General features: G+C 69.1%; 14 protein-coding genes. 7 read left to right on the forward strand and 7 right to left on the reverse strand.

Features of this window, described 5'->3' with window-relative positions; genetic code table 11:
* Window positions 1–198: 198 nt before the first annotated feature.
* Window positions 199–513, reverse strand: coding sequence for a response regulator (locus tag ACEN9Q_RS14030; RefSeq protein WP_495628952.1), 315 nt, complete (start codon window positions 511–513; stop codon window positions 199–201).
* Window positions 510–2,351 (reverse strand): sensor histidine kinase, encoded by a 1,842-nt coding sequence (locus ACEN9Q_RS14035; RefSeq protein ID WP_495628885.1) that lies wholly within the window; start codon window positions 2,349–2,351, stop codon window positions 510–512. The genes ACEN9Q_RS14030 and ACEN9Q_RS14035 overlap by 4 nt, the downstream gene beginning before the upstream one ends.
* Window positions 2,352–2,541: 190 nt before the next feature.
* Here ACEN9Q_RS14035 and ACEN9Q_RS14040 point away from each other — a divergent pair, with 190 nt between their 5' ends.
* The 6 genes from ACEN9Q_RS14040 to ACEN9Q_RS14065 all read left to right on the forward strand — a co-directional run bounded on the left by ACEN9Q_RS14040 (window position 2,542) and on the right by ACEN9Q_RS14065 (window position 11,094).
* Window positions 2,542–4,044, forward strand: coding sequence for a peptide MFS transporter (locus ACEN9Q_RS14040; protein WP_056435591.1), 1,503 nt, complete (start codon window positions 2,542–2,544; stop codon window positions 4,042–4,044).
* A 12-nt stretch (window positions 4,045–4,056) separates the two neighbouring features.
* Entirely contained in the window at window positions 4,057–4,584 is a 528-nt protein-coding gene (locus ACEN9Q_RS14045) for a GNAT family N-acetyltransferase (protein ID WP_056435594.1), read from the forward strand.
* 120 nt (window positions 4,585–4,704) lie between these two features.
* Window positions 4,705–5,859: an HAF repeat-containing PEP-CTERM protein gene (locus ACEN9Q_RS14050; RefSeq protein WP_056435597.1), complete on the forward strand. Its 1,155-nt coding sequence runs from the start codon at window positions 4,705–4,707 to the stop codon at window positions 5,857–5,859.
* A 277-nt stretch (window positions 5,860–6,136) separates the two neighbouring features.
* Window positions 6,137–6,988 carry a phosphate/phosphite/phosphonate ABC transporter substrate-binding protein gene (locus tag ACEN9Q_RS14055; RefSeq protein ID WP_495628886.1) on the forward strand — a complete coding sequence of 284 codons (852 nt, stop codon included), beginning with the start codon at window positions 6,137–6,139 and terminating at the stop codon, window positions 6,986–6,988.
* Window positions 6,985–9,879, forward strand: coding sequence for an EAL domain-containing protein (locus tag ACEN9Q_RS14060; RefSeq protein ID WP_495628887.1), 2,895 nt, complete (start codon window positions 6,985–6,987; stop codon window positions 9,877–9,879). The genes ACEN9Q_RS14055 and ACEN9Q_RS14060 overlap by 4 nt, the downstream gene beginning before the upstream one ends.
* A gap of 18 nt (window positions 9,880–9,897) precedes the next feature.
* Window positions 9,898–11,094, forward strand: coding sequence for a pyridoxal phosphate-dependent aminotransferase (locus tag ACEN9Q_RS14065; protein WP_495628888.1), 1,197 nt, complete (start codon window positions 9,898–9,900; stop codon window positions 11,092–11,094).
* Here the strand turns inward: ACEN9Q_RS14065 and ACEN9Q_RS14070 are convergent.
* From ACEN9Q_RS14070 to ACEN9Q_RS14080, 3 genes are all read right to left on the reverse strand, one after another.
* Entirely contained in the window at window positions 11,084–12,418 is a 1,335-nt protein-coding gene (locus tag ACEN9Q_RS14070) for a hybrid sensor histidine kinase/response regulator (protein WP_495628889.1), read from the reverse strand. The two genes, ACEN9Q_RS14065 and ACEN9Q_RS14070, sit on opposite strands and share 11 nt — an antisense overlap.
* 66 nt (window positions 12,419–12,484) lie before the next feature.
* Window positions 12,485–13,945 carry an ATPase domain-containing protein gene (locus ACEN9Q_RS14075; protein ID WP_495628890.1) on the reverse strand — a complete coding sequence of 487 codons (1,461 nt, stop codon included), beginning with the start codon at window positions 13,943–13,945 and terminating at the stop codon, window positions 12,485–12,487.
* Window positions 13,942–14,376 carry a hypothetical protein gene (locus ACEN9Q_RS14080; RefSeq protein WP_495628891.1) on the reverse strand — a complete coding sequence of 145 codons (435 nt, stop codon included), beginning with the start codon at window positions 14,374–14,376 and terminating at the stop codon, window positions 13,942–13,944. The genes ACEN9Q_RS14075 and ACEN9Q_RS14080 overlap by 4 nt, the downstream gene beginning before the upstream one ends.
* A gap of 217 nt (window positions 14,377–14,593) precedes the next feature.
* On the opposite strand from ACEN9Q_RS14080, the gene ACEN9Q_RS14085 reads away from it, so the two are divergent.
* On the forward strand, window positions 14,594–16,234 hold the full coding sequence (locus tag ACEN9Q_RS14085; protein ID WP_056435616.1) for a M28 family peptidase: 1,641 nt from the start codon (window positions 14,594–14,596) through the stop codon (window positions 16,232–16,234).
* A 2-nt stretch (window positions 16,235–16,236) separates the two neighbouring features.
* Here ACEN9Q_RS14085 and ACEN9Q_RS14090 read toward each other — a convergent pair whose 3' ends face one another.
* Both ACEN9Q_RS14090 and ACEN9Q_RS14095 read right to left on the reverse strand, forming a co-directional pair.
* A complete protein-coding gene (locus tag ACEN9Q_RS14090; RefSeq protein ID WP_495628892.1) occupies window positions 16,237–17,310 on the reverse strand; it encodes a T6SS immunity protein Tli4 family protein in 1,074 nt (357 codons plus the stop codon).
* On the reverse strand, window positions 17,307–18,980 hold the full coding sequence (locus tag ACEN9Q_RS14095; RefSeq protein ID WP_495628893.1) for an esterase/lipase family protein: 1,674 nt from the start codon (window positions 18,978–18,980) through the stop codon (window positions 17,307–17,309). Before ACEN9Q_RS14095 ends, ACEN9Q_RS14090 begins: the two co-directional genes overlap by 4 nt.
* Between the last annotated feature and the right edge of the window lie 27 nt (window positions 18,981–19,007).

Consider the following 19,007-nt stretch of genomic DNA (forward strand, 5'->3'; position numbering starts at 1 on the left):
CGCCAATCGAATTTCAATCGTGTTCGCCATGTTTAACAAAATTTAAAGAATTCGGCGCCGGCGCCCGCCGGAATTGTGGCGAAGCCGCCAAATAGCCCTGGCCGCGTGACCAGCATTCCATTTCACCGTTACAAAACAGATAGCGATAACAACCACGTCGCGCGATCACATGGCGGTCATAATCAAAAGAGCCGGCGTTCAGCGCACGGGATCGGCCTCGCCCAGCGCGCGCTCCAGCTCGTCCAGGCGCACGGGTTTTTTCAGGTGCAGGTCGAACCCGGCGTCCAGCGCGCGCCGCACGTCGTCGGGCTGGCCGTAGCCGGTCACGGCCACGAGCCGGATGCCGCCCTGGCGCGCCAGCGTGCGCGCGACGTCATAGCCGGAGATGTCCGGCAGGTCGATGTCGACGAACGCCACGTCGGGCCGGTGGCGCGCGGCCAGAGCGAGCGCGGCCTTGCCGCCGGCCGCCGTCAGCACCGTGCAGCCGCGCGCCTGCAGCAGGGCGCAGGTCATGTCGCGCAAGTCGTCGTTGTCCTCCACCAGCAGCACGCGCCGGCCCGGCGGCGGCGCGGGAACGGCCGTGCGGCGCCGGCCAGCGGCAGGCGGATCGTGAACGTGCTGCCCTGCTGCGCCCCGCCGCTGGCGACGGCCACGCTGCCGTCGTGCTGCTCGACGAGCGACTTGACGACGGCCAGGCCGATCCCGAGGCCGCCCTTCGCGCGGCTGAGCACCTTGCCCTGCACGAACACGTCCCAGATGCGCGGCAGCAGGTCGGCGTCGATGCCCTTGCCGTCGTCGGCCACCGCCAGCTCCGCCATGCCGCCCGCGCCGCGGACCGACACGCGGATCCGGCCGCCGGCCTGCGTGTACTTGGCCGCGTTCTCGATCAGGTTGCCGATCACCTGCTGCAGCCGCGTCGGATCGCAGTGGACCCACACCGGCTCCAGGTCCAGTTCGACCGTGTGCTCGGCCGTCGTGCCCTGCGTCTGCAACGTCGAGGCCACGTCGCGCACCGCCGCGGCCAGGTCGAGCGGCACCGGCGCCAGGGTCACCCGGCCGCTCAGCACGCGGTTCGCGTCCAGCAGTTCGTCGACGAGGTGGCCCAGGTGCCGGCTCTGGCGCCCGATGATCTGATGCGCCCGCTCGGCCGCCTGGCCGCTGGCGCCCATCTGGATCAGCGCGATCGCGGAACTGATCGCGCCCAGCGGATTGCGCAGCTCGTGGCCCAGCATGGCGAGGAATTCGTCCTTCGCGCGGTTCTGCGCCTCGGCGAGGCTGCGCGCCGCCTGCGCCTCCGCCAGGTGGCGCTGGCGCGCGCTCTCGAGCCGGATCAGGCGGGTGGACACGGCGTGCAATACCTTCTGCAGGGCGTTCAGCTCCGTGATGCGCAGGTCGGCCGGCGGCGGCAGCCGGCCGTCGACCATGCCCTCCGTCGCCGCGCCCAGGTATTCCGTGGCGGCCAGCAGGCGCCGCGCGAACAGCAGCGCGCCCAGGCACGCCAGCGCCACCGCGCACAACAGCGTGCCGGCCGTGAGCGAGACGGCGTGCGCGGCGGTCGCCTCCAGTTCCGCGACCGGCACGCCGACGGCGGCCGTCCAGCCGGACAAGGGCGAGCGGACCAGCGCCGCGTACATCGGCGTGCCTTCGCGGCTTTCGCTGCGCACGATCGCCGTGCCGGCGCGCAGGGCCGCCAGCACCGCGGGACGCGGCTGCTCCGCCACGTACGCCTCCCAGCCGCGGTTGCGCGCGATGGTGCGGCCCACACGGTCGAATACCGTGATCAGCCACGAGCCCGGCACGTCGCGGGGCAGCATGGCGTTCAGGCGGCGCGCGTCGATCCGCTGGCCGAGCACCATGGCGCGGCCGTCGCCCAGCGTCACGGGGATCTGGGCCGCCACGGCGAAGCGGCGCGCCGTGCTGCCGACGATCAGGTCCGACACGACCGGCACGCCGCCCTCGAGCACCGTGCGCACCCGCAGGCGCGTGGCGGCCGACGGTGCGGCGGACGGCGCGCCGTACGGACGGGCGGTGTTGAACACCTGCTCGCCGTCCGCGCGCAGCAGGGCCGTATCGCGGCCGGTGCCCGCGTTGGCGCTCCTGGCCTGGCTGTAGAACGTCGCGAAATCGCCGCGGAACAAGGTCAGCGACGTCGTCAACGCCTGGCCGCTGGCCAGCGCGGCCGTGAGCTCCCGGTCCATCGTCAACGCGGTGGCGCGCGCCAGTTCCTGCATGCTGCGCAACACCGCCTGGCGTTCCGCATCGAGCAGCAGCCGGATGGCGATCGCCGACCCGAGGATCACGGGCAGGAAGACGGCGGCGGCCAGCAGGGCCAGATGCGTACGCACTCTCATGGTGTCCGATGTCGGAAATCCGAATCTTCCGATTGTATATTCAGCAAGATCTGATTGGATCATGGGAATTGAAATAATTGCATACGCCCTGTCAGTACAGGCTTTTCCCTTGTTGCACGATCCCTTTCTCTGGCGTAGCATCCACGCTTTGCCGGGCTCACGAGGCCGTCGGCAGCCCCTCAGGAAAGTCATGAAACCCGAAATCCCACCCCTCCCCACCCAATCCCGTTCGTTCCTCACCATCGCTCTGATCGAGATGTGGGAACGCTTCGGCTACTACGGCATGCAGGCGCTGATCGTGTATTTCATGGTCCAGCGCCTCGGCTTCGACGACAGCCGCGCCAACCTCGTCTGGAGCGCCGCGGCGGCGCTGATCTACGTGTCGCCCGCGATCGGCGGCTGGATCGGCGACAAGGTCCTGGGCACCAAGCGCTCGATGGTGCTGGGCGCCCTCGTGCTGACGGTCGGCTACGCGCTGATGGCCGTGCCTACAGAAAACACGTGGTTCCTGTTCTGCGCCCTGGGCGTGGTCGTCGTCGGCAACGGCCTGTTCAAGCCGAACACGGCGAACCTCGTGCGCCGGATCTACGAGGGCGACGATTCCAAGATCGACAGCGCCTTCACCCTGTACTACATGGCCGTCAACGTCGGCTCGACGATCTCGATGCTGGCCACGCCCTGGATCAAGGACTACGTGAACGCCACCTACGGCGGCGAGCTCGGCTGGCACATCGCGTTCGGCGCCTGCAGCGTGGGCCTCGTCGTCGGCCTGTTCAACGTCTTCATCATGCGCGCCACCATTTCCCACGTGGGCTCGCTGCCGGACGAGCGTCCGCTCGACGTCGGCAAGCTCGGCGCCGTGCTGGCGGGCGGCGTGGTCATGGTCGGCATGTCGGCCGTGATCCTGGAGTACCAGACCCTGGCCCGCATCTTCGTCTACCTGGCTGGCTTCGTCGTGCTGGGCATCTTCATCCACCTGATCCGCAAGAGCGCGCCGAACGAACGCGCCGGCCTCACGGCGGCCCTCGTGCTGACCTTGCAGTCCGTGTTCTTCTTCATCTTCTACCAGCAGATGTCGACGTCGCTGTCGCTGTTCGCGCTGCGCAACGTCGACCTCGAATTCTCGCTGTTCGGCGCGCACCTGTTCGACTGGGCGCCGGCCCAGTTCCAGGCGCTGAACGCCATCTGGATCATGGTGCTGTCGCCCGTGCTCGCGTGGGCGTATTCGGCCGCCGGCCGCAGCGGCAAGGACCTGTCGATCGCCGGCAAGTTCGCGCTCGGCTTCTTCGCCGTGGCGCTGGGCTTCTTCGCCTACGGCGTGGCCGGCCTGTTCGCCGTCGACGGCAAGACCTCGTCGTGGGTGATGGTCGCGGGCTACGGCCTGTATTCGCTGGGCGAACTGCTCGTGTCGGGCCTCGGCCTGGCGATGGTAGCGCGCTACGTGCCCGTGCGCATGAGCGGCTTCATGATGGGCGCCTACTACGTCGCCACCGGCATCTCGCAATACCTGGGCGGCGTCGTCGCCAACCTGGCCAGCGTGCCGAGCGACGTGACGAACCCGGTGCAGACCTTGCCGATCTACACGAGCCTGTTCAACCACCTGGGCGTCGGCGCGCTGGTATGCACCGGCATCGCGCTGGCCGTCCTGCCGCTGATGCGCCGCCTGTCGGCGACGCACCACGCGCACAACTGAGCGCCGGCCGCCATGACGATCCTCACGAGCGGCCGCCTGCGCTACGAGCCCATCGCCGACCGGCACTTCGACGGGCTGCATGCAATGAACCGCGATGCCGACGTGATGCGCTATCTCCTCGGCCGGCCGGAGACGCCCGACGAGACGCGCGCCATGATCGCCCGCGTGCGCACGCGCTGGGCCGAGTGGGGCTATTCGTGGTGGGCGCTGATCGACGGCGCAAGCGGCGAGCTGGTCGGCGCCGGCGGCATCCAGCACCTGGGCCGCGACCGCGCCAACCCGCACGAGATCGGCTGGCGCCTGCGCCGTGCGAGCTGGGGGCTGGGCCTGGCGACGGAAGCGGCGCGCACGCTGGCCGATTACGCCTTCACGGTGCTGGACGCTCCCCGCCTATGCGCCGTGCGCCACCCGGACAACACGGCCTCGCTGCGTGTGATGGACAAGCTGGGCATGCGTTTTACCGGCATCGAAGAATGGGATGGCGCACTGGTCCCCGTGCACGAACTGGCGCGCGCGGACTGGCGCGCGGCGTGCGTTTGACGCATCCTGTGGGGCACACGCCACATACCCATCACGCATACCTCTGATTCTCATCAGGGCGCGATGCGGCGACTCCCCTAAGCTGGCCTCGGAATCCAACAACCCATCCCGGAGGCTAGCATGCGCACGTCATCAAAAATTTCCCGGCTGATCCTGTCCGCGGCCCTGGCTCTGCCCGGCGCGGCGGCCCTGGCGGACCCGCTGTACGCCCTGACCCTGCTGGGCGGCACGGGCAGTTCCGCCAGCGACATCAACCGCTGGGGCGACGTCGTCGGCAGCATCACCAGTGCCGGCGTCACCCACGGCTTCGTCAACGCCGGCGGCACGTACACCGATCTCGGCACGCTGGGCGGCACCAACAGCAGCGCGAACGCCATCAACGACTACGGCCAGATCGTCGGCGGGTCCGACAACGGCGCGGGCCAGTTCCACGCGTTCTCCTACGCCGTCGGCAAGATGAGCGACCTCGGCACGCTGGGCGGCGACCGCAGCGAGGCATTCGGCATCAACAACCACGGCGTGATCGTCGGCGACGCCCTGAACGGCGACCCGGCGACGATGGGCTTCGCGCAGGCCTTCCGCTACTCGGGCGGCACGATGACCGACCTGGGCACCCTGCCCGGCGGACTGGGCAGCACCGCCTATGCCATCAACAACAAGGGCATGATCGGCGGCTCGTCGTTCGAGGGGCCGTTCACCGTGCCGGAATATCCGTTTCACGCCGTCACGTTCAGCGGCGGCACCGCCCACTCGATCGGCGCGTCGGACCTGGGCGACAGCGCGATCTACGGCCTGAACGACGACGGTCTGGCCGTCGGCGGCATCCCGATGTCCACGATGATCCACGCCTCCCACGCCTTCCTGTACGACCACGGCACGATCACCGACCTCGGCATCCTCGATCCGGCGCAGGACGACAGCATCGCCTGGGACATCAACAACCTCAAGCAGATCGTGGGCAGCGCCGCCGTGACGATCGACCCCGACCATTACGGCTACCACGGCTTCCTGTGGACGGGCGCCGGCCTCGTCGACCTGAACACGCTGATCGATCCGGCGTCGGGCTGGGTCATCACGAGCGCCAACGGCATCAACGACGCCCAGCAGATCGCGGCGACGGCCTGCTACGGCGGCGTCTTCGGCGACTGCCGCGCCGTGCGCCTCGATCTCATCTCGGCCGTGCCGGAGCCCGGCAGCTGGGCCATGCTTGCCCTCGGCCTGGGCCTGGTGGGCGTGCTGAAGCGCGCCCGCCCGGTGTGCCGCATGCCGGCCTGAACGGCGCGGCAAGCCGCCGCGGGAGGCCGGGTGGCGCCGGCCGTTCCGGATGGGGCATCCCGGCGCGGCGGCGTCCGGCCGATACCCGGCACGCGATTGCGCCTTCGGCACGACAGCACAGCCCGCTTACACGGCATTACCGGATTTTCATGCCATGCGCGTCGTACGGACAGTGCAGCAATAACATTGGCAAAAAGTTTCGTATTATTGCAAACTAGTAATATGTTATAGTCCACCCGTCCGGCCGGACGTCCCGCCGGCGCTACGTCAACGACCCATGCACCGACTTTTTTCCATACGTCCCGTTCTGGCCGTCGTCGCCGCCCTGCTCGCGGCCGGCGCCGCGCGCGCGGACGCGCCGGCCTATAACTTTTCGCCCGTAAATCAGTACAACCTGCAGGTGTCGGCCCGCTTCTGGAATCCGGTCATCCGCTACGTGTCGCAGAAAAGCGGCGTGCACCTGAACCTCAAGCTGGGACGCACGTCGGCCGACACGACGAGCTACGTGCTGGCGCGCGAGGTCGACTTCGCGTTCACGAACCACTTGTTCAGCCCGGAACGCACGAGGATGGGCTGGACCGTGTTCGGCCGCCGCAACGCGCCGCCCGTGCAGGCGCAGATCGTCGTGCCCGCCGATTCGCCCATCAGGCGCCTGGACGAGCTGGCCCGCACCACCGTCGTCTTTCCGGGTCCGGAAGCGCTGCTCGCGTACCGGGTGTCGTACGCCCAGCTGCTGCGCCGGAACATCGCCGTCGACGTCGTCTTCGCCGGCAATATGGACGCCGCCTTCGCCCAGCTGGTCGCCGGCAAGACACAGGCCGCCGGCGCGAATTCCCAGCTCGTGCAGAATTACTACGGCCGCGAGCACAAATCGTTCCGCGTGCTGTGGAGTTCCGAGCCGTTCAACGACCTGGCGCTGATGGCCTCGCCACGGGTGCCGGCCGGCCAGGTACGCGCCGTCGCCCAGGCCTTTTTCGGCATGGACAAGGATCCGGAAGGCCGTCGCATCCTCGCCGCCGCGACCGAGCTCGTGCACTCGCAGACACCCCTCTCGTTCGTCGCCGCCAGCGACGCCGACTACGCGGCCTACCGCGCGTTCTACACGAACGCGCCGCTCGACGTACGATGAACCTGCCCCGTCCATCCCCGCTCCCGCGCCGGCTGCGTCCGGTCCAGGAACTGCTGGCGCGCCTGCTGCCGCGCTCCCTCGTCGGCCGCGTGTTCACCGTCTTCAGCCTCACCCTGCTGCTGTCGATGGGCACGGGCCTGGGCCTGTTCTACCGCTACCAGTTCCTGCAGCACGTCGAAGAAACGCAGGACACCGCGCTGACCCTGGTCGAGGTGGCCACGCAGACGATCGAGGACAGCGTCGTGATCGGCGACTACGACACGGTCAAGCGCACGCTCGGCAAGATGCTGTTCCAGTCGCCGTTCAAGCGCGCCGAATTCATCGACGTGGCCGGCAGCACGATCCGCGTCGACGCGCCGCGCGTGACGCGCGCCCTGGCCCCGCGCTGGCTGACGGCCCTCATCGCCGACAAGCTGTACGACGTCAACCGGATCGCCAACGTGGGCGGCAAGGATTACGGGGTCGTGCGCCTGCAGTTCGACGAGGAGAAGCTCGCGGCCCAGCTGTGGAGCCTCGTGCTCGACACGGCGGGCGTGGCGCTCGTCGTGTTCATGGCCAGCCTCGCGCTGATGCGCACGCTCGTGCGCAGCTGGCTCGACAGCCTGGGCCGCCTGCGCTCGTTCGAGAACGACGTGGCGGCCGGCCGGGTCACCGCCGAAGCCGCGCTGCTGGCCGACGCGCCGACGGAAATCCAGGAAGCGATCCGCGCCGTCAACCGCGGCGCCGCCAGCCTGCGCGACCAGTTCGGCCAGCGCATCGACTCGCTGATGAACTCGCTCATGCAGCACAAGAGCGCGATGGACCAGGCCGCGATCGTGTGCGAGGCCGACGCGGCCGGCGTCATCGACGGCGTGAACGACCTGTTCGTGACGAGCAGCGGCTTCACCCGCCCCGAGGTCGTGGGCCAGCGCCTGGCCGACGTCGGCCGCCCGGCCGGCGCGCGCCTGCCGTGGCAGCCGTCGGACCGCGTCTGGAACGGCGAAGTCGTGATCGCCGGGCGCCATGGCCGGCGCCACTGGTATCGCACCATCGTGCCGATGTTCGACGCGGCCGGCGGCGTCGAGCGCTACATCTGCATCGACATCGACATCACGGAGCGCAAGGAATTCGAGCGCACGATCGTCGAGAACGCGCAGCGCCAGACCCTGATCGCGGAACTCGGGCGCAAGGCGCTGGCGGCCAACGGCCTCGAGGAACTGTTCGCGGACGCCGCCGCCGCCGCCGCGCGCGGCCTGTGCGCGCCCTGCGCCGGCCTGTTCGAGATCACGGCGAACGGGATGCTGCTGCGCGCCGGCGCCGGCTGGCTGGCGCCGGCCGCGGGCCTGCAGCTGGGCGACGTGCCGGGCGAACCGCTCGCCGCGGGCGAGCGCGCCGCGCGCCGCAAGTGGTTCGCGCCGCTGGCGGCCGTGCACAACATCGCGGCCGGCATCGACACCGCGATCGTGTGCGGCGAGCGGATGTTCGGCGTGCTCGGCGTCTATGCCGACGGCACGCGCCGCTTCAGCACCGACGACGCCAACTTCCTGCACGGCGTCGCGAACATCCTGGCGACGGCCGTGGAACGCCACGAGGCGCGCAACCGCCTGACCTGGCTGGCCCAGTACGATCCCCTGACGAACCTGCCGAATCGGCGCCGCCTCGCCCACTGCCTCGAGGAAGCCATCGCCCGGGCCGGGAACGACGGCGGCCGCGCGGCCGTCATGTTCATCGACCTGGACCGCTTCAAGAACGTCAACGACATGCTGGGGCACGGCGTGGGCGACCAGTTGCTCGTGCAGGCCGCGAAGCGCCTCCTGGGCTGCGCGCGCGACGCCGACGTCGTGGCGCGGCTGGGCGGCGACGAGTTCGCGCTCGTGCTGCCCGCGCTGGCCAGCGACGGCGACGCCGCGGCCGTCGCCGCGCGCGTCATCGAGGCGCTGGCGCAGCCCTTCTATCTCGAGGGCCAGCCGCTGTTCGTGTCGGCCAGCGTGGGCATCGCCACGTATCCCGAGAACGGCCGCGACGCCGAGTGCCTGCTCAAGAACGCCGACACGGCCATGTACGGCGCCAAGAACGGCGGCCGCAACAACTACCAGTTCTACGTCGCCGAGATGCACGAGAATGCCACGCAGCGCCTGCAGACCGAAGCCCAGCTGCGCCAGGCGCTCGAGCGCGGCGAATTCCTGCTGCACTACCAGCCCAAGCTCGACCTGGCCACCGGCATCATCAGCGGTTTCGAGGCGCTGCTGCGCTGGAACCATCCGCAGCGCGGCCTCGTGCCGCCGCTGGAATTCATCGCCATCCTCGAAGACACGGGCCTGATCCTGCCCGTCGGCGAATGGGTGATCGGCGAGGCCTGCCGCCAGCTCAAGGCGTGGCAGGCGCAGGGCATGGCGGTGCGGCCGGTGGCGATCAACCTGTCCGCGCGCCAGTTGCAGCAGGCCGACCTGGCCGGGGCCGTCGAGCGCATCGTCGTCCGCGCCGGCGTCGACCCCGCGCTGCTGGAATTCGAACTGACCGAGTCGATGCTGATGGCGAACCCGGAAGCGGCCGTCGAGATCCTCACCCGCATCAAGACGCTCGGCATACGCCTGTCGGTGGACGATTTCGGCACCGGCTATTCGAGCCTGGCCTACCTGAAGCGCTTCCCGCTGGACGCGCTCAAGATCGACCGCACCTTCGTGCGCGACCTGCCGGACGATGCGGACGATGCGGCGATCACGAATGCGGTGATCCGGCTGGCGCACACCCTGAGCCTGAAGGTCGTGGCCGAGGGCGTCGAGAACGTGGCGCAGCTGCGCGCACTGGAGCAATACGGTTGCGACGAGATCCAGGGCTACTACGTCAGCCGCCCGCTGCCGGCCCAGGGGTGCGCGGCGCTGCTGACCGGGGCGGCGGTGGCGGCGGCGTGAATCGGCTAAGATAGCGGTATGCCAGAAAATCGAATCCAGGTGGCGCGCCGCGTCGACGCCATCGAACCCTTCCGCGTGATGGAAATGGTCAAGGCCGCGGCCGCGATGGCGCGCGCCGGCCAGGACGTCATCAGCATGAGCGTCGGCGAACCCGACTTCACGGCGCCCGACATCGTCGCGCGCGCCGCCGTGGACGCCATCCAGCGCGGCGCCACGCAATACACGGAATCGCTCGGCCTCCCGGCCCTGCGCGACGCCATCTCCGCCCACTACGCCCGCGCCCATGGCCTGGACGTGGCGCCGCAGCGCATCGTCGTGACGGCCGGCGCGTCGGCCGGCCTGCTGCTGGCCTGCGCGGCGCTCGTGGCCGAAGGCGACGAGGTCTTGATGCCGGACCCGAGCTACCCGTGCAACCGCCATTTCGTCAGCGCGTTCGGCGGCCGGGCCGTGCTCGTGCCGTCCGGTCCGGCCGAGCGCTACCAGCTGACGGCCGCCCAGGTGGCCGGGCGCTGGACCGAACGCACGCGCGGCGTGATCGTCGCGTCGCCTTCGAACCCGACCGGCACCTCGATGACACCGGACCAGACGCGCGACCTCGTCGCGGCCGTGCGTGCGCGCGGCGGCTTTTCCATCGTCGACGAGATCTACCAGGGCCTCTACTATGGCGCGCAGCCGGGCGACCGCGCGACCAGCGCCCTGTCGTTCGGCGACGACGTCATCACCGTCAACAGCTTCTCGAAGTACTTCAGCATGACCGGCTGGCGCCTGGGCTGGCTCGTGCTGCCGGAAGCGCTCGTGCCGGCCGTCGAAAAGCTGGCGCAGAACCTGTTCATCTGCGCGCCCGCGATCGCCCAGCATGCGGCGCTGGCCGCGTTCGACCCCGAGGCCATCGGCGTGTTCGAGGAACGGCGCCAGGAATTCCGGCGCCGCCGCGATTTCCTCGTGCCCGCGCTGCGCGAGCTCGGCTTCCAGGTGCCCGTGCTGCCGGACGGCGCGTTCTACGTGTATGCCGACATCGCGCAGGTCGCCCACCGCGACGCGCACGACAGCAGCGCGTTCGGCATGGCCGTGCTGCGCGATGCGCTGGTGGCGATCGTGCCGGGCGACGACTTCGGCTTCGCCGCCCCGAAGCGGCACGTGCGCTTTTCCTACGCCACGAAATACGAACGGATCGAACAGGCGGTCGACCGCCTGGCGCGCCTGCTCAGGCGTTGATGGTTGCGTCCGGCGCGGGCGCGTCGGCGACGACGGCCAGCAGCGCGCTGGCGCCGACCGGCTTGACGAGATAGCGGTCGAAGCCGGCCGCCAGTCCGCGCGCCGCGTCGGCCGGCTGGCCGTAGCCCGTCAGCGCGATGGCGTACGGACGCGCGCCGTCCTGCTGTGCGCGCAGCGCCTGCATCAGCGCGAGGCCGTCGAGTTCGGGCAGGCCGATGTCGCACACGATCACGTCCCAGCGCTCGCCGAGCGCGTGCGCCAGGCCCGCGCGGCCGTCCGCCGCGCACACCACGTCATGCCCTTCGACGGCCAGGATGTCGGCCAGGGTGGCGCAGGCGTCCGCATTGTCTTCCACGAGCAGGATACGGCGGCGGCGCGTGGCCTGGGCCGGCTCGGACCGGACGGGCGCGGCGGGCAGGCCGGCGGCGCGCGGCAGGCGCACCGTGAAGCGGCTGCCGCATCCGGGACCGTCGCTGTGCGCCTCCACGACGCCGCGGTGCATGCCGACGAGGTTGCGCACGACGTTCAGGCCCACGCCGAGCCCGCCCTCCGAGCGCGCCAGCGAGCGCGGCCCCTGCGTGAACAGGTCGAAGATGTACGGCAGCACGTCGGGCGCGATGCCGGTGCCGTTGTCGGCGATCGTCACCACGACGTCGTCGGGCCCGGCCTGCGCCGCGAGCCGCAGGCGCCCGCCGTCGCCCGTGTACTTCGAGGCGTTGCCGAGCAAATTCGTGAACACCTGGGCAAGGCGGACCTTGTCGCCGGCCACGGCGACGTCCGCGGACGGCAGTGCGACGTCGAGTGCCTGGCCGCGCTCCGCGATGCGCGGCTGCACCGTCTCGACGGCGTGGCGCAGCACGTCGGCCAGCGCCAGCGATTCGACGTCCAGCGTGATCTTGCCGCTGCTGATGCGGGCCGCGTCGAGCAGGTCGTCGAGCAGGCGCGCCATGTGGTCGACCTGGCGGCCGATCACGCGCGCCAGCTTGAGCTGCTGCGGCGCGGCGCCCGGGTCGCGCTCCAGCAGCGACGCCGCCATCGCCAGCGGCGACAGCGGGTTGCGCAGTTCGTGCGCCAGCATGGCGAGGAATTCGTTCTGGCGCCGGTTGACGGCTTCGGCATCCTCGCGCTGGTATTCGGCGTTGACGGTGGCGAGGACCAGGTGTTCGTTGGCCTCGCGCAGCCGCGCCAGTGCGTCTTCCAGCGCCAGCCGCTCCTCGGCCTCGCGCCGCGCGAGCAGCTGCGCGGCGTCCACCTCGGCCTCCAGCGCGCGGATGCGGCGCAGCAGGTGTGCGTCGGACCGCGCGTCGTCCAGGCCGTCGCGCACGACATCCTCCCGGGAACGTGGTGCCGCGGCGGGCGGCTCTTGTCGGTACGTTCCCATCGTCGTCCTTTACTTGTGCGGCTCGCGCCGCGTGGGGTAGCCCGTCATCAGGGCATCGAGGTTCGTCACGTGCGGCGAAACCTCGATGCCGTCATCGGTGATGCGGTATTCGCGCAGCTCGTTGCTGTGGCCGGTGCCGCGCACCTTAATGACGGTCATGAACTTGCAGACATGCCCTTCCACTTCGGCGAAGCGCATCGACAGCACGGCGTCCGCCAGGAAGCACAGGTTGTCGATCGAGAAGCGCCAGTTCGGCGCGTTGTCTTCGAAGCCGACCGTGACGAGGGCGGTCACGCCGCGCCGCGACAGCAGCGACAGCGTGCGGAACACGGCCAGGCGCAGGTCGTAGCGGAATTCCGGCGCGAGGTACAGGCCGATCTCGGACAGCGAGTCGATCACGACGCGCGTCGCGCCGGTGCGTTCGATCGCTTCCGTCAACTGGTCGAGCAGTTCCTCGACGGTGAGCGACAGCGACAGTGATTCCAGCACCGTCACCTGGCCGTCCTGCACCAGCTCGATGAGGGCCGCGTTGTGCAGGCGCGCCGTATGCTTTTCGAAGAACACGGCGACGCCCTTCTCGCCCTGGGCCGCGCCGGCCTGCAGGAAGCGCGTGCCGAGGATCGTCTTGCCGATCCCGGTGGGCCCGGACACGAGCATCGTGTGGCCCTGCGGCAGGCCGCCGTGGAGCATGTCGTCCAGCCCCGCCACGCCGGTGGGGACAGGGCGCGCCGAGGTGGCGACGGTCCGGTAGGCGTCGCCCGCGGGCGTCAGCTGGCGCGGATAGACGCGGATGCCGTCGTCCGTGATGCGCAGCGTGTGCGCGCCGGACATGTGGGCCTGCCCGCGCATCTTGATGATGCGGATCTTGCGCACCACCGAATCCTCGTCCAGGTTGTGCGACAGCGCGATCATGCCGTCGGCGACGGTGATGATCGGGTTGGCCTCGACGTCGGCCTGGGTGTATTCGCCGATCAGGAACGTCGTCGCCTGCCACGTCGCCATGCGCGAACCGAGTTCCTGCACGAAGTGCTGCAGGTCCCACAGGCCTTCGTTGCCGCTGCGGGCAGTCTGCACGACGGAGCGGAACGAATCAACGAACACGAGGCTCGGCGCGAAATCCTCCACTTCGCGCATGATGCGTTCCAGCACCCCGCTGAAATCGCCCGCGCGCAGGTCGTCGGCCAGGTTGACGTAGCGGATGGCGGGGCCGACCTTGTCCATGTCGAAGAACGAGAACTGCTGCTGGTAGCGCAGCATCTTCAGCGGCGGCTCGCCCAGCACGGTGAAGAACAGGGCGCGCCGCTCCGGGGTCGCGAGCGAAAACATGATCTGGTGCGCGAGCGTCGTCTTGCCGCTGCCGGGTGCGCCGGCGATCAGCGTGAACGAAAACTCGGTCAGGCCGCCGCCGAGAAGAACATCGAGCCCTGGCACACCTGTGCACAATTTCTCCAGGGTTACTTTTCCGCTCATTGCTTCTGCTCCTCTTGATTCTTCTGCGGCGTACCGCCCGCCCCGGTTTCGGTCAGCAACCGTGTCGTCAATGCCGGGCCGATGAGGGCCCCCAGCTGCCGCACGAAAATGCCCATCAATTCCTCGTGTGTCGCGGCCGCCTCGGCAGGGTCGGCGCCCGCCAGGTCGTTCTCGAGGGCGGTCAGCAGCAGCGTGCTCGTCCGGCGCCCGAGGTCGACGCTGAGCCACGGCCGGGGCGGCGCCAGCAGCCGCGCCGAGCGGGTGAACAACGCGACGAACCCGCCTTCGCCGATCAGCGGCACCAGTTGCCGGCCCAGCCTCGACCAGGGTCGGATGAGCGCCTGGGCATGGCCGGGACGCGCGATGTCGGCCTTCCTGCCGGACGTCGTATCGGCGGCAACCGGCTGCGCTCTGTTTTCGTCTTTATCCATGCAGGGTGATGTCGGGGTTCTCATGCCATGCGGCGTGGCCTCGGCTGGCACGCGCGTCACCGGGATTATAGTCACCGGGATTATAACGTGAGACGCAACGTTAAATTCTTTAAATTGTTGTCAATACTGCCAGCACATCCCGTCGTCGCGCCCACTTTCCGCCGCGTGGTGGGCGGTGCTACCATCGCACCCTCGTACCACTCAGGAGCCGTCCACGATGCCCGCTTCCCTCTTCCGTACCTGCGCCGCCCCCCTTGCCGCCGCGCTCCTGCTGGGCGCCGCGAGCGCGGGCGCCCGGGCGCAATCCGCGCCGCCCGTGGCCGAGGCCCCGCTGCGTGCCCACCTGTCCTTCCTCGCCGACGACCTGCTGGAAGGCCGCGGCACGGGCCAGCGCGGCGGCGCGCTCACCGTGCGCTACCTCGAGACCCAGGCCGCCGTGCTGGGCCTGCGCCCGCTGGCCGACGGCGGCTACCGCCAGAAGGTCGAACTGGTCGGCCAGAAGACCCTGCCCGCCAGCACGCTGCGCTTCGAGGCCGGCGGCAAGACCCTGCCCGCGACGTTCGGCAAGGACGTCGTGTACGCCAACGCCGCCGGCACCACGGCCACGCACGTGACGGTGCCCCTCGTCTTCGTCGGCTACGGCATCGACGCCCCCGGCGAGCACTGGAACGATTTCGACGGCGCCGACGTGAAGGGCAAGCTGCTCGTCGCGATGGTCAACGATCCGCAGCCCACGGCCGCGGAGCCCGACCGCTTCGGCGGCAAGTCGCTCACGTGGTACGGGCGCTGGGCGTATAAATTCGAGGAAGCCGTGCGCCAGGGCGCGGCGGGCATCCTGCTGATCCACACGACCGCATCCGCTTCCTACCCGTGGAGCGTGCCCGTGAACAGCTTCTCGCACGAGCAATTCCACCTGGCGGGCCCCGGCAACGCGCTGCAGGGCTGGATCAGCGAAGACATGGCGCGCACGCTGTTCGCGCAGGCCGGCCAGGACCTCGACACGCTGCGTGCCCGCGCCGAGGTGCGCGGCTTCAGGCCGGTGCCGCTCGACGCCCGCATCGACGCCGACGTACAGAGCGCCGTGCGCACGATCGTCGAGTACAACGTGGCCGGCATCGTGCCCGGCAGCGATCCGAAACTGCGCGACCAGGCCGTCATCTATTCCGCGCACTGGGACCACCTGGGCATCGACCCGGACAACGGCAAGCCGGATCACATCTGGAACGGCGCCATCGACAACGCCTCCGGCACGGCCGCCCTGCTCGCGATGGCCCAGGCCGCCGTCAGGCATCCGGCGAAGCGCACCCAGATCTTCCTGTGGCCCTGCGCGGAAGAGCAAGGCCTGCTGGGCAGCCTCGCCTACGTCCGCAATCCGGTGTGGGCCCTGGCCAGGACAGCCGCCGACCTGAACCTGGACAGCATGAACTTCGTCGGCCGCACGCGCGACATGGGCGTGGCCGGCGCCGAGCGCAGCTCGCTGTATGCGACGTCGGAACGGGTGGCCAGGGCGATGGGCCTGCACCTGGCCGCGCCTGTGCCGGACCTCGGCGGCGCCTATTTCCGTGCCGACCACTTCAGCTTCGCCAAGGCCGGCGTCCCCGCCTTCAACGTCGGCTCCGCCGTGTTTTCCGGCGACGGCCGTTTCGAGTTCGAGCACGACCAGGCGGCGGGAGGCGCGAAGATGCGCGCCTTCACGAAGGACTACCACCAGGTCAGCGACCAGTACGACCCGGCGTGGGACTTGTCGGGCATGGTGCAGCAGGCGCAATTCACGCTGAACCTCGGCTATGCGGTGGCCAATGCGCCGTCGATGCCGGCGTGGAAGGCAGGCGAGGCGTACGGCAAGGTCAAACGCTGACGTCAGTGCGGCCGTGCCGCCGGCCGCACGCGCAGGCTGGACGCGATCCGGTCCCACAACGCCATCGCGGCGGGCGCCGACAGCGACGACGGGGCCGGCCCGCCGTCGCCCCGCCCCGTCACCATCGCCAGCCTGATGTCCGGCACGAGCACGTTGTCGTCGGTGCCGTTCAGCTCCCATTCGAAGCCATAGACGAACACGCCGTTCGACTCGATCACCTGCCGCACGAGCTCGTCGCCGGCGAAACCGCCGATGGTGCGCGGCGCGGCGCGCAGTTCCGTGGCGAGCAGGGTCAACGCGGCCGGGCGCCGCGCGCGCGATACGGCATTACGTTCGAGCAGCGTACGGGGATCGGGCCTGGTGCCGGCGATGGTGTCGACGTTGATCCCGATGTCCGGGTGGCCGGGCAGGCCGACGGCCATCGTGATGCGCTCGCCCTGCTTCGCGGTGAGGGGTTCCCGGACGTAGGCGCGGTCGAGGCAGAAGCCGGGGTCGGTGGGGATACGGTTGGCGGGGTTGGGGACGAGCTGGGCGACGAGCCTGGGCAGGTTCGCCGCGAGATCGGGATCGTAGTCCTTTGCCGTGAGGTCGATGCTGACGCCGTTGCCGTGGACGTGGGCTTCGAGGGCGACGCCTTCGTAGTGGTAGCGTCTCAAGGTCTCGCGGCTATATCCTTCCATGCCTTCAGTGACATTCCGGCTGTGCACGAAAATTTTTCCGGTCAAGCCGCTTTCCGTTCGGACTGCCCTGACCGCTTCCATGTTCTTGTTCCCGCCCAGCCGGTCGGGCTTGGCGCGAATTTCCGCTTCGCGCGCTGCCACCCGCTTGGTGAACGCTTCCTCGCTTTCGGCAAACGCATCGATGTCGAAGCCCTCGATCCATTGCCCGTACAGTTCCACCTGCGCTTCTTTCGGCAAATCGATCAACATCCTGCCGACGCACACCGTTTTCATCTCTCCGGTCATTTTCATCACCTTGTACGTATCCCACACGGCGCCGGTGGCCCACGTGGCTGCCAGGGCTGCAACCACGGCGGCGACGGCCCGAATCCATTTCCGTTTGAAATCTCTGTTCATGGCATTCCCTGGACGATCCTGACGACCAGCCGAAGCGTCAGCATCAGCATGTCGTCGTTGTTGTACGAGCCTTGGTGGTCATAGCCGCGCGTCTCGAACAGGTGCTCGACCTTGCCCGCCGGCCCGGCGCCGGACTGGTGCGGCACCGTGCGATCACCGCTGGCCTCAGGCGGCTCGGGATGGAAACAGATCGTGCAGCCGGGTTCGATGTCGACGCGCCGTCCGCCTGCATCAGCGTTATGTGCGAACCTCGCCTTGCTGACATTTGCCGTGGTAAGAACCGTGTGCGATCCAGACTCCTTCCGTCCGACCCAGCGTACGTGACCAAAGGCGAGCTGATTCGGATCGGCACCATAAAATGCGTAGGTGTTGGGATGGTAATAATCGCCGAGACAGTTCCGGTGAAATTGTCCCGCGACGCCGATCGCTTCTTTAATGGCCTTTTCAACCCCCCCCTTTCTTTGCGCAAATTTACCGGCCGGATCAGCCAGCGCTGGATCGACCAGGCGAAACCAAGGCTGCATATCCTGATACATGACATAGGGATCGGGCTGCTCCTCATTCGGCAAATGCAGGAAATCATGCACGGTCTCACCCCCATCCCCACGCCCCGACGGCTGCGCCACGCCCACATGCAGCCACGGCCCCGGATACGAATGAGTCGGCAGCAATTCCAGCGCGCCCGGCGACGTGGCCAGCACCGGCGTGGTGTCGTACGTGGTCTTCCCGAGGATCATGGCCGTGAACTTGCCCACGATGTCCTGGGCCTCCGTGCCGCACGTCATGCGGCGGTAGGCGGCGGGCGCGCCCAGCGCGGGCATCACGCCGTGGATCACGCCGGCGATCCGGTCTGGAATGCGCTTCGCGCACGCGCGTGCGACCAGCCCGCCCATCGAGTGCGTAACGAGGATGACCCGGTCGCATTGGCGCTGCATGCCGCGCCATGCCTCGATGATCTCGACGATGCGCCGCTCCAGCCGGCGCGCCGCCTTGTCGCAGCACTCGAGCCAGTTGTAGCCCACCGCATAGACCGGGTAATGGTGGCGCGCGTGCTTGTCGAGGTCGGCCTCGGTCAGCGGCTTCATGCGCGGCATGCCCCACTTCTTGGGATCACACGCCATCACGGCCTGCCAATGTGGCCGTATCCGGCGCTCGCTCTCGGGCTCGTTGTACCAGAAAGTTTGATTCAGCTGCGTTTGCAGCGCGCACAGCAGGCCGATGTAGGAATCGGCGTGCACTTCGCCCCAGCCGCGCTGACGGGCCAAAGTCGGATGGATATGCAGCCAACCGTCGCCGTGCGGAATATGTGGTGGACCGTCGTCGTCCACTTCCAACGTGTCCCCATCGAGCAGATGCTGGCGCCGCGCGGGCGTAAAGCGGTCCCAGACGAGTGCGTCCCACAGCCCGCTTGGCATCGTATTAGGTGGCCGCCACGCTGGCTCGCCGGGACCAACTTCCAGGTTCCGCTCGTCCCTGGAACGCGGCTGCGCCTTCGCCCTGAGATTCGTGCCCATGATCCCCGGAACCACGATGACGGGGATAACACTGCTCGGCGGCATCAACGCCAGGCCGCGTGTCGTGAACGAGACGGGCGTCAGGACAGTGGTGGTCCGCCAGCCGCCATCGGGCGTGGGGATCAAAGGGGGCAAGGGCCTGGTCGGTTCGCGCATGGCGACGGCGGCGATCGTTCGGACGCG

The sequence above is a fragment of the Massilia sp. Masssp93 genome (assembly GCF_059491295.1).

What these genes read in the sequence shown, in the direction of transcription:
- ACEN9Q_RS14090 (WP_495628892.1), bottom strand. Translation starts at nt 17,310, where the DNA reads ATGAACAGAGATTTCAAACGGAAATGGATTCGGGCCGTCGCCGCCGTG.
- ACEN9Q_RS14095 (WP_495628893.1), bottom strand. Translation starts at nt 18,980, where the DNA reads ATGCGCGAACCGACCAGGCCCTTGCCCCCTTTGATCCCCACGCCCGAT.
- ACEN9Q_RS14075 (WP_495628890.1), bottom strand. Translation starts at nt 13,945, where the DNA reads ATGAGCGGAAAAGTAACCCTGGAGAAATTGTGCACAGGTGTGCCAGGG.
- ACEN9Q_RS14050 (WP_056435597.1), top strand. Translation starts at nt 4,705, where the DNA reads ATGCGCACGTCATCAAAAATTTCCCGGCTGATCCTGTCCGCGGCCCTG.
- ACEN9Q_RS14045 (WP_056435594.1), top strand. Translation starts at nt 4,057, where the DNA reads ATGACGATCCTCACGAGCGGCCGCCTGCGCTACGAGCCCATCGCCGAC.
- ACEN9Q_RS14040 (WP_056435591.1), top strand. Translation starts at nt 2,542, where the DNA reads ATGAAACCCGAAATCCCACCCCTCCCCACCCAATCCCGTTCGTTCCTC.
- ACEN9Q_RS14060 (WP_495628887.1), top strand. Translation starts at nt 6,985, where the DNA reads ATGAACCTGCCCCGTCCATCCCCGCTCCCGCGCCGGCTGCGTCCGGTC.
- ACEN9Q_RS14035 (WP_495628885.1), bottom strand. Translation starts at nt 2,351, where the DNA reads ATGAGAGTGCGTACGCATCTGGCCCTGCTGGCCGCCGCCGTCTTCCTG.
- ACEN9Q_RS14030 (WP_495628952.1), bottom strand. Translation starts at nt 513, where the DNA reads ATGACCTGCGCCCTGCTGCAGGCGCGCGGCTGCACGGTGCTGACGGCG.
- ACEN9Q_RS14055 (WP_495628886.1), top strand. Translation starts at nt 6,137, where the DNA reads ATGCACCGACTTTTTTCCATACGTCCCGTTCTGGCCGTCGTCGCCGCC.
- ACEN9Q_RS14085 (WP_056435616.1), top strand. Translation starts at nt 14,594, where the DNA reads ATGCCCGCTTCCCTCTTCCGTACCTGCGCCGCCCCCCTTGCCGCCGCG.
- ACEN9Q_RS14080 (WP_495628891.1), bottom strand. Translation starts at nt 14,376, where the DNA reads ATGGATAAAGACGAAAACAGAGCGCAGCCGGTTGCCGCCGATACGACG.
- ACEN9Q_RS14065 (WP_495628888.1), top strand. Translation starts at nt 9,898, where the DNA reads ATGCCAGAAAATCGAATCCAGGTGGCGCGCCGCGTCGACGCCATCGAA.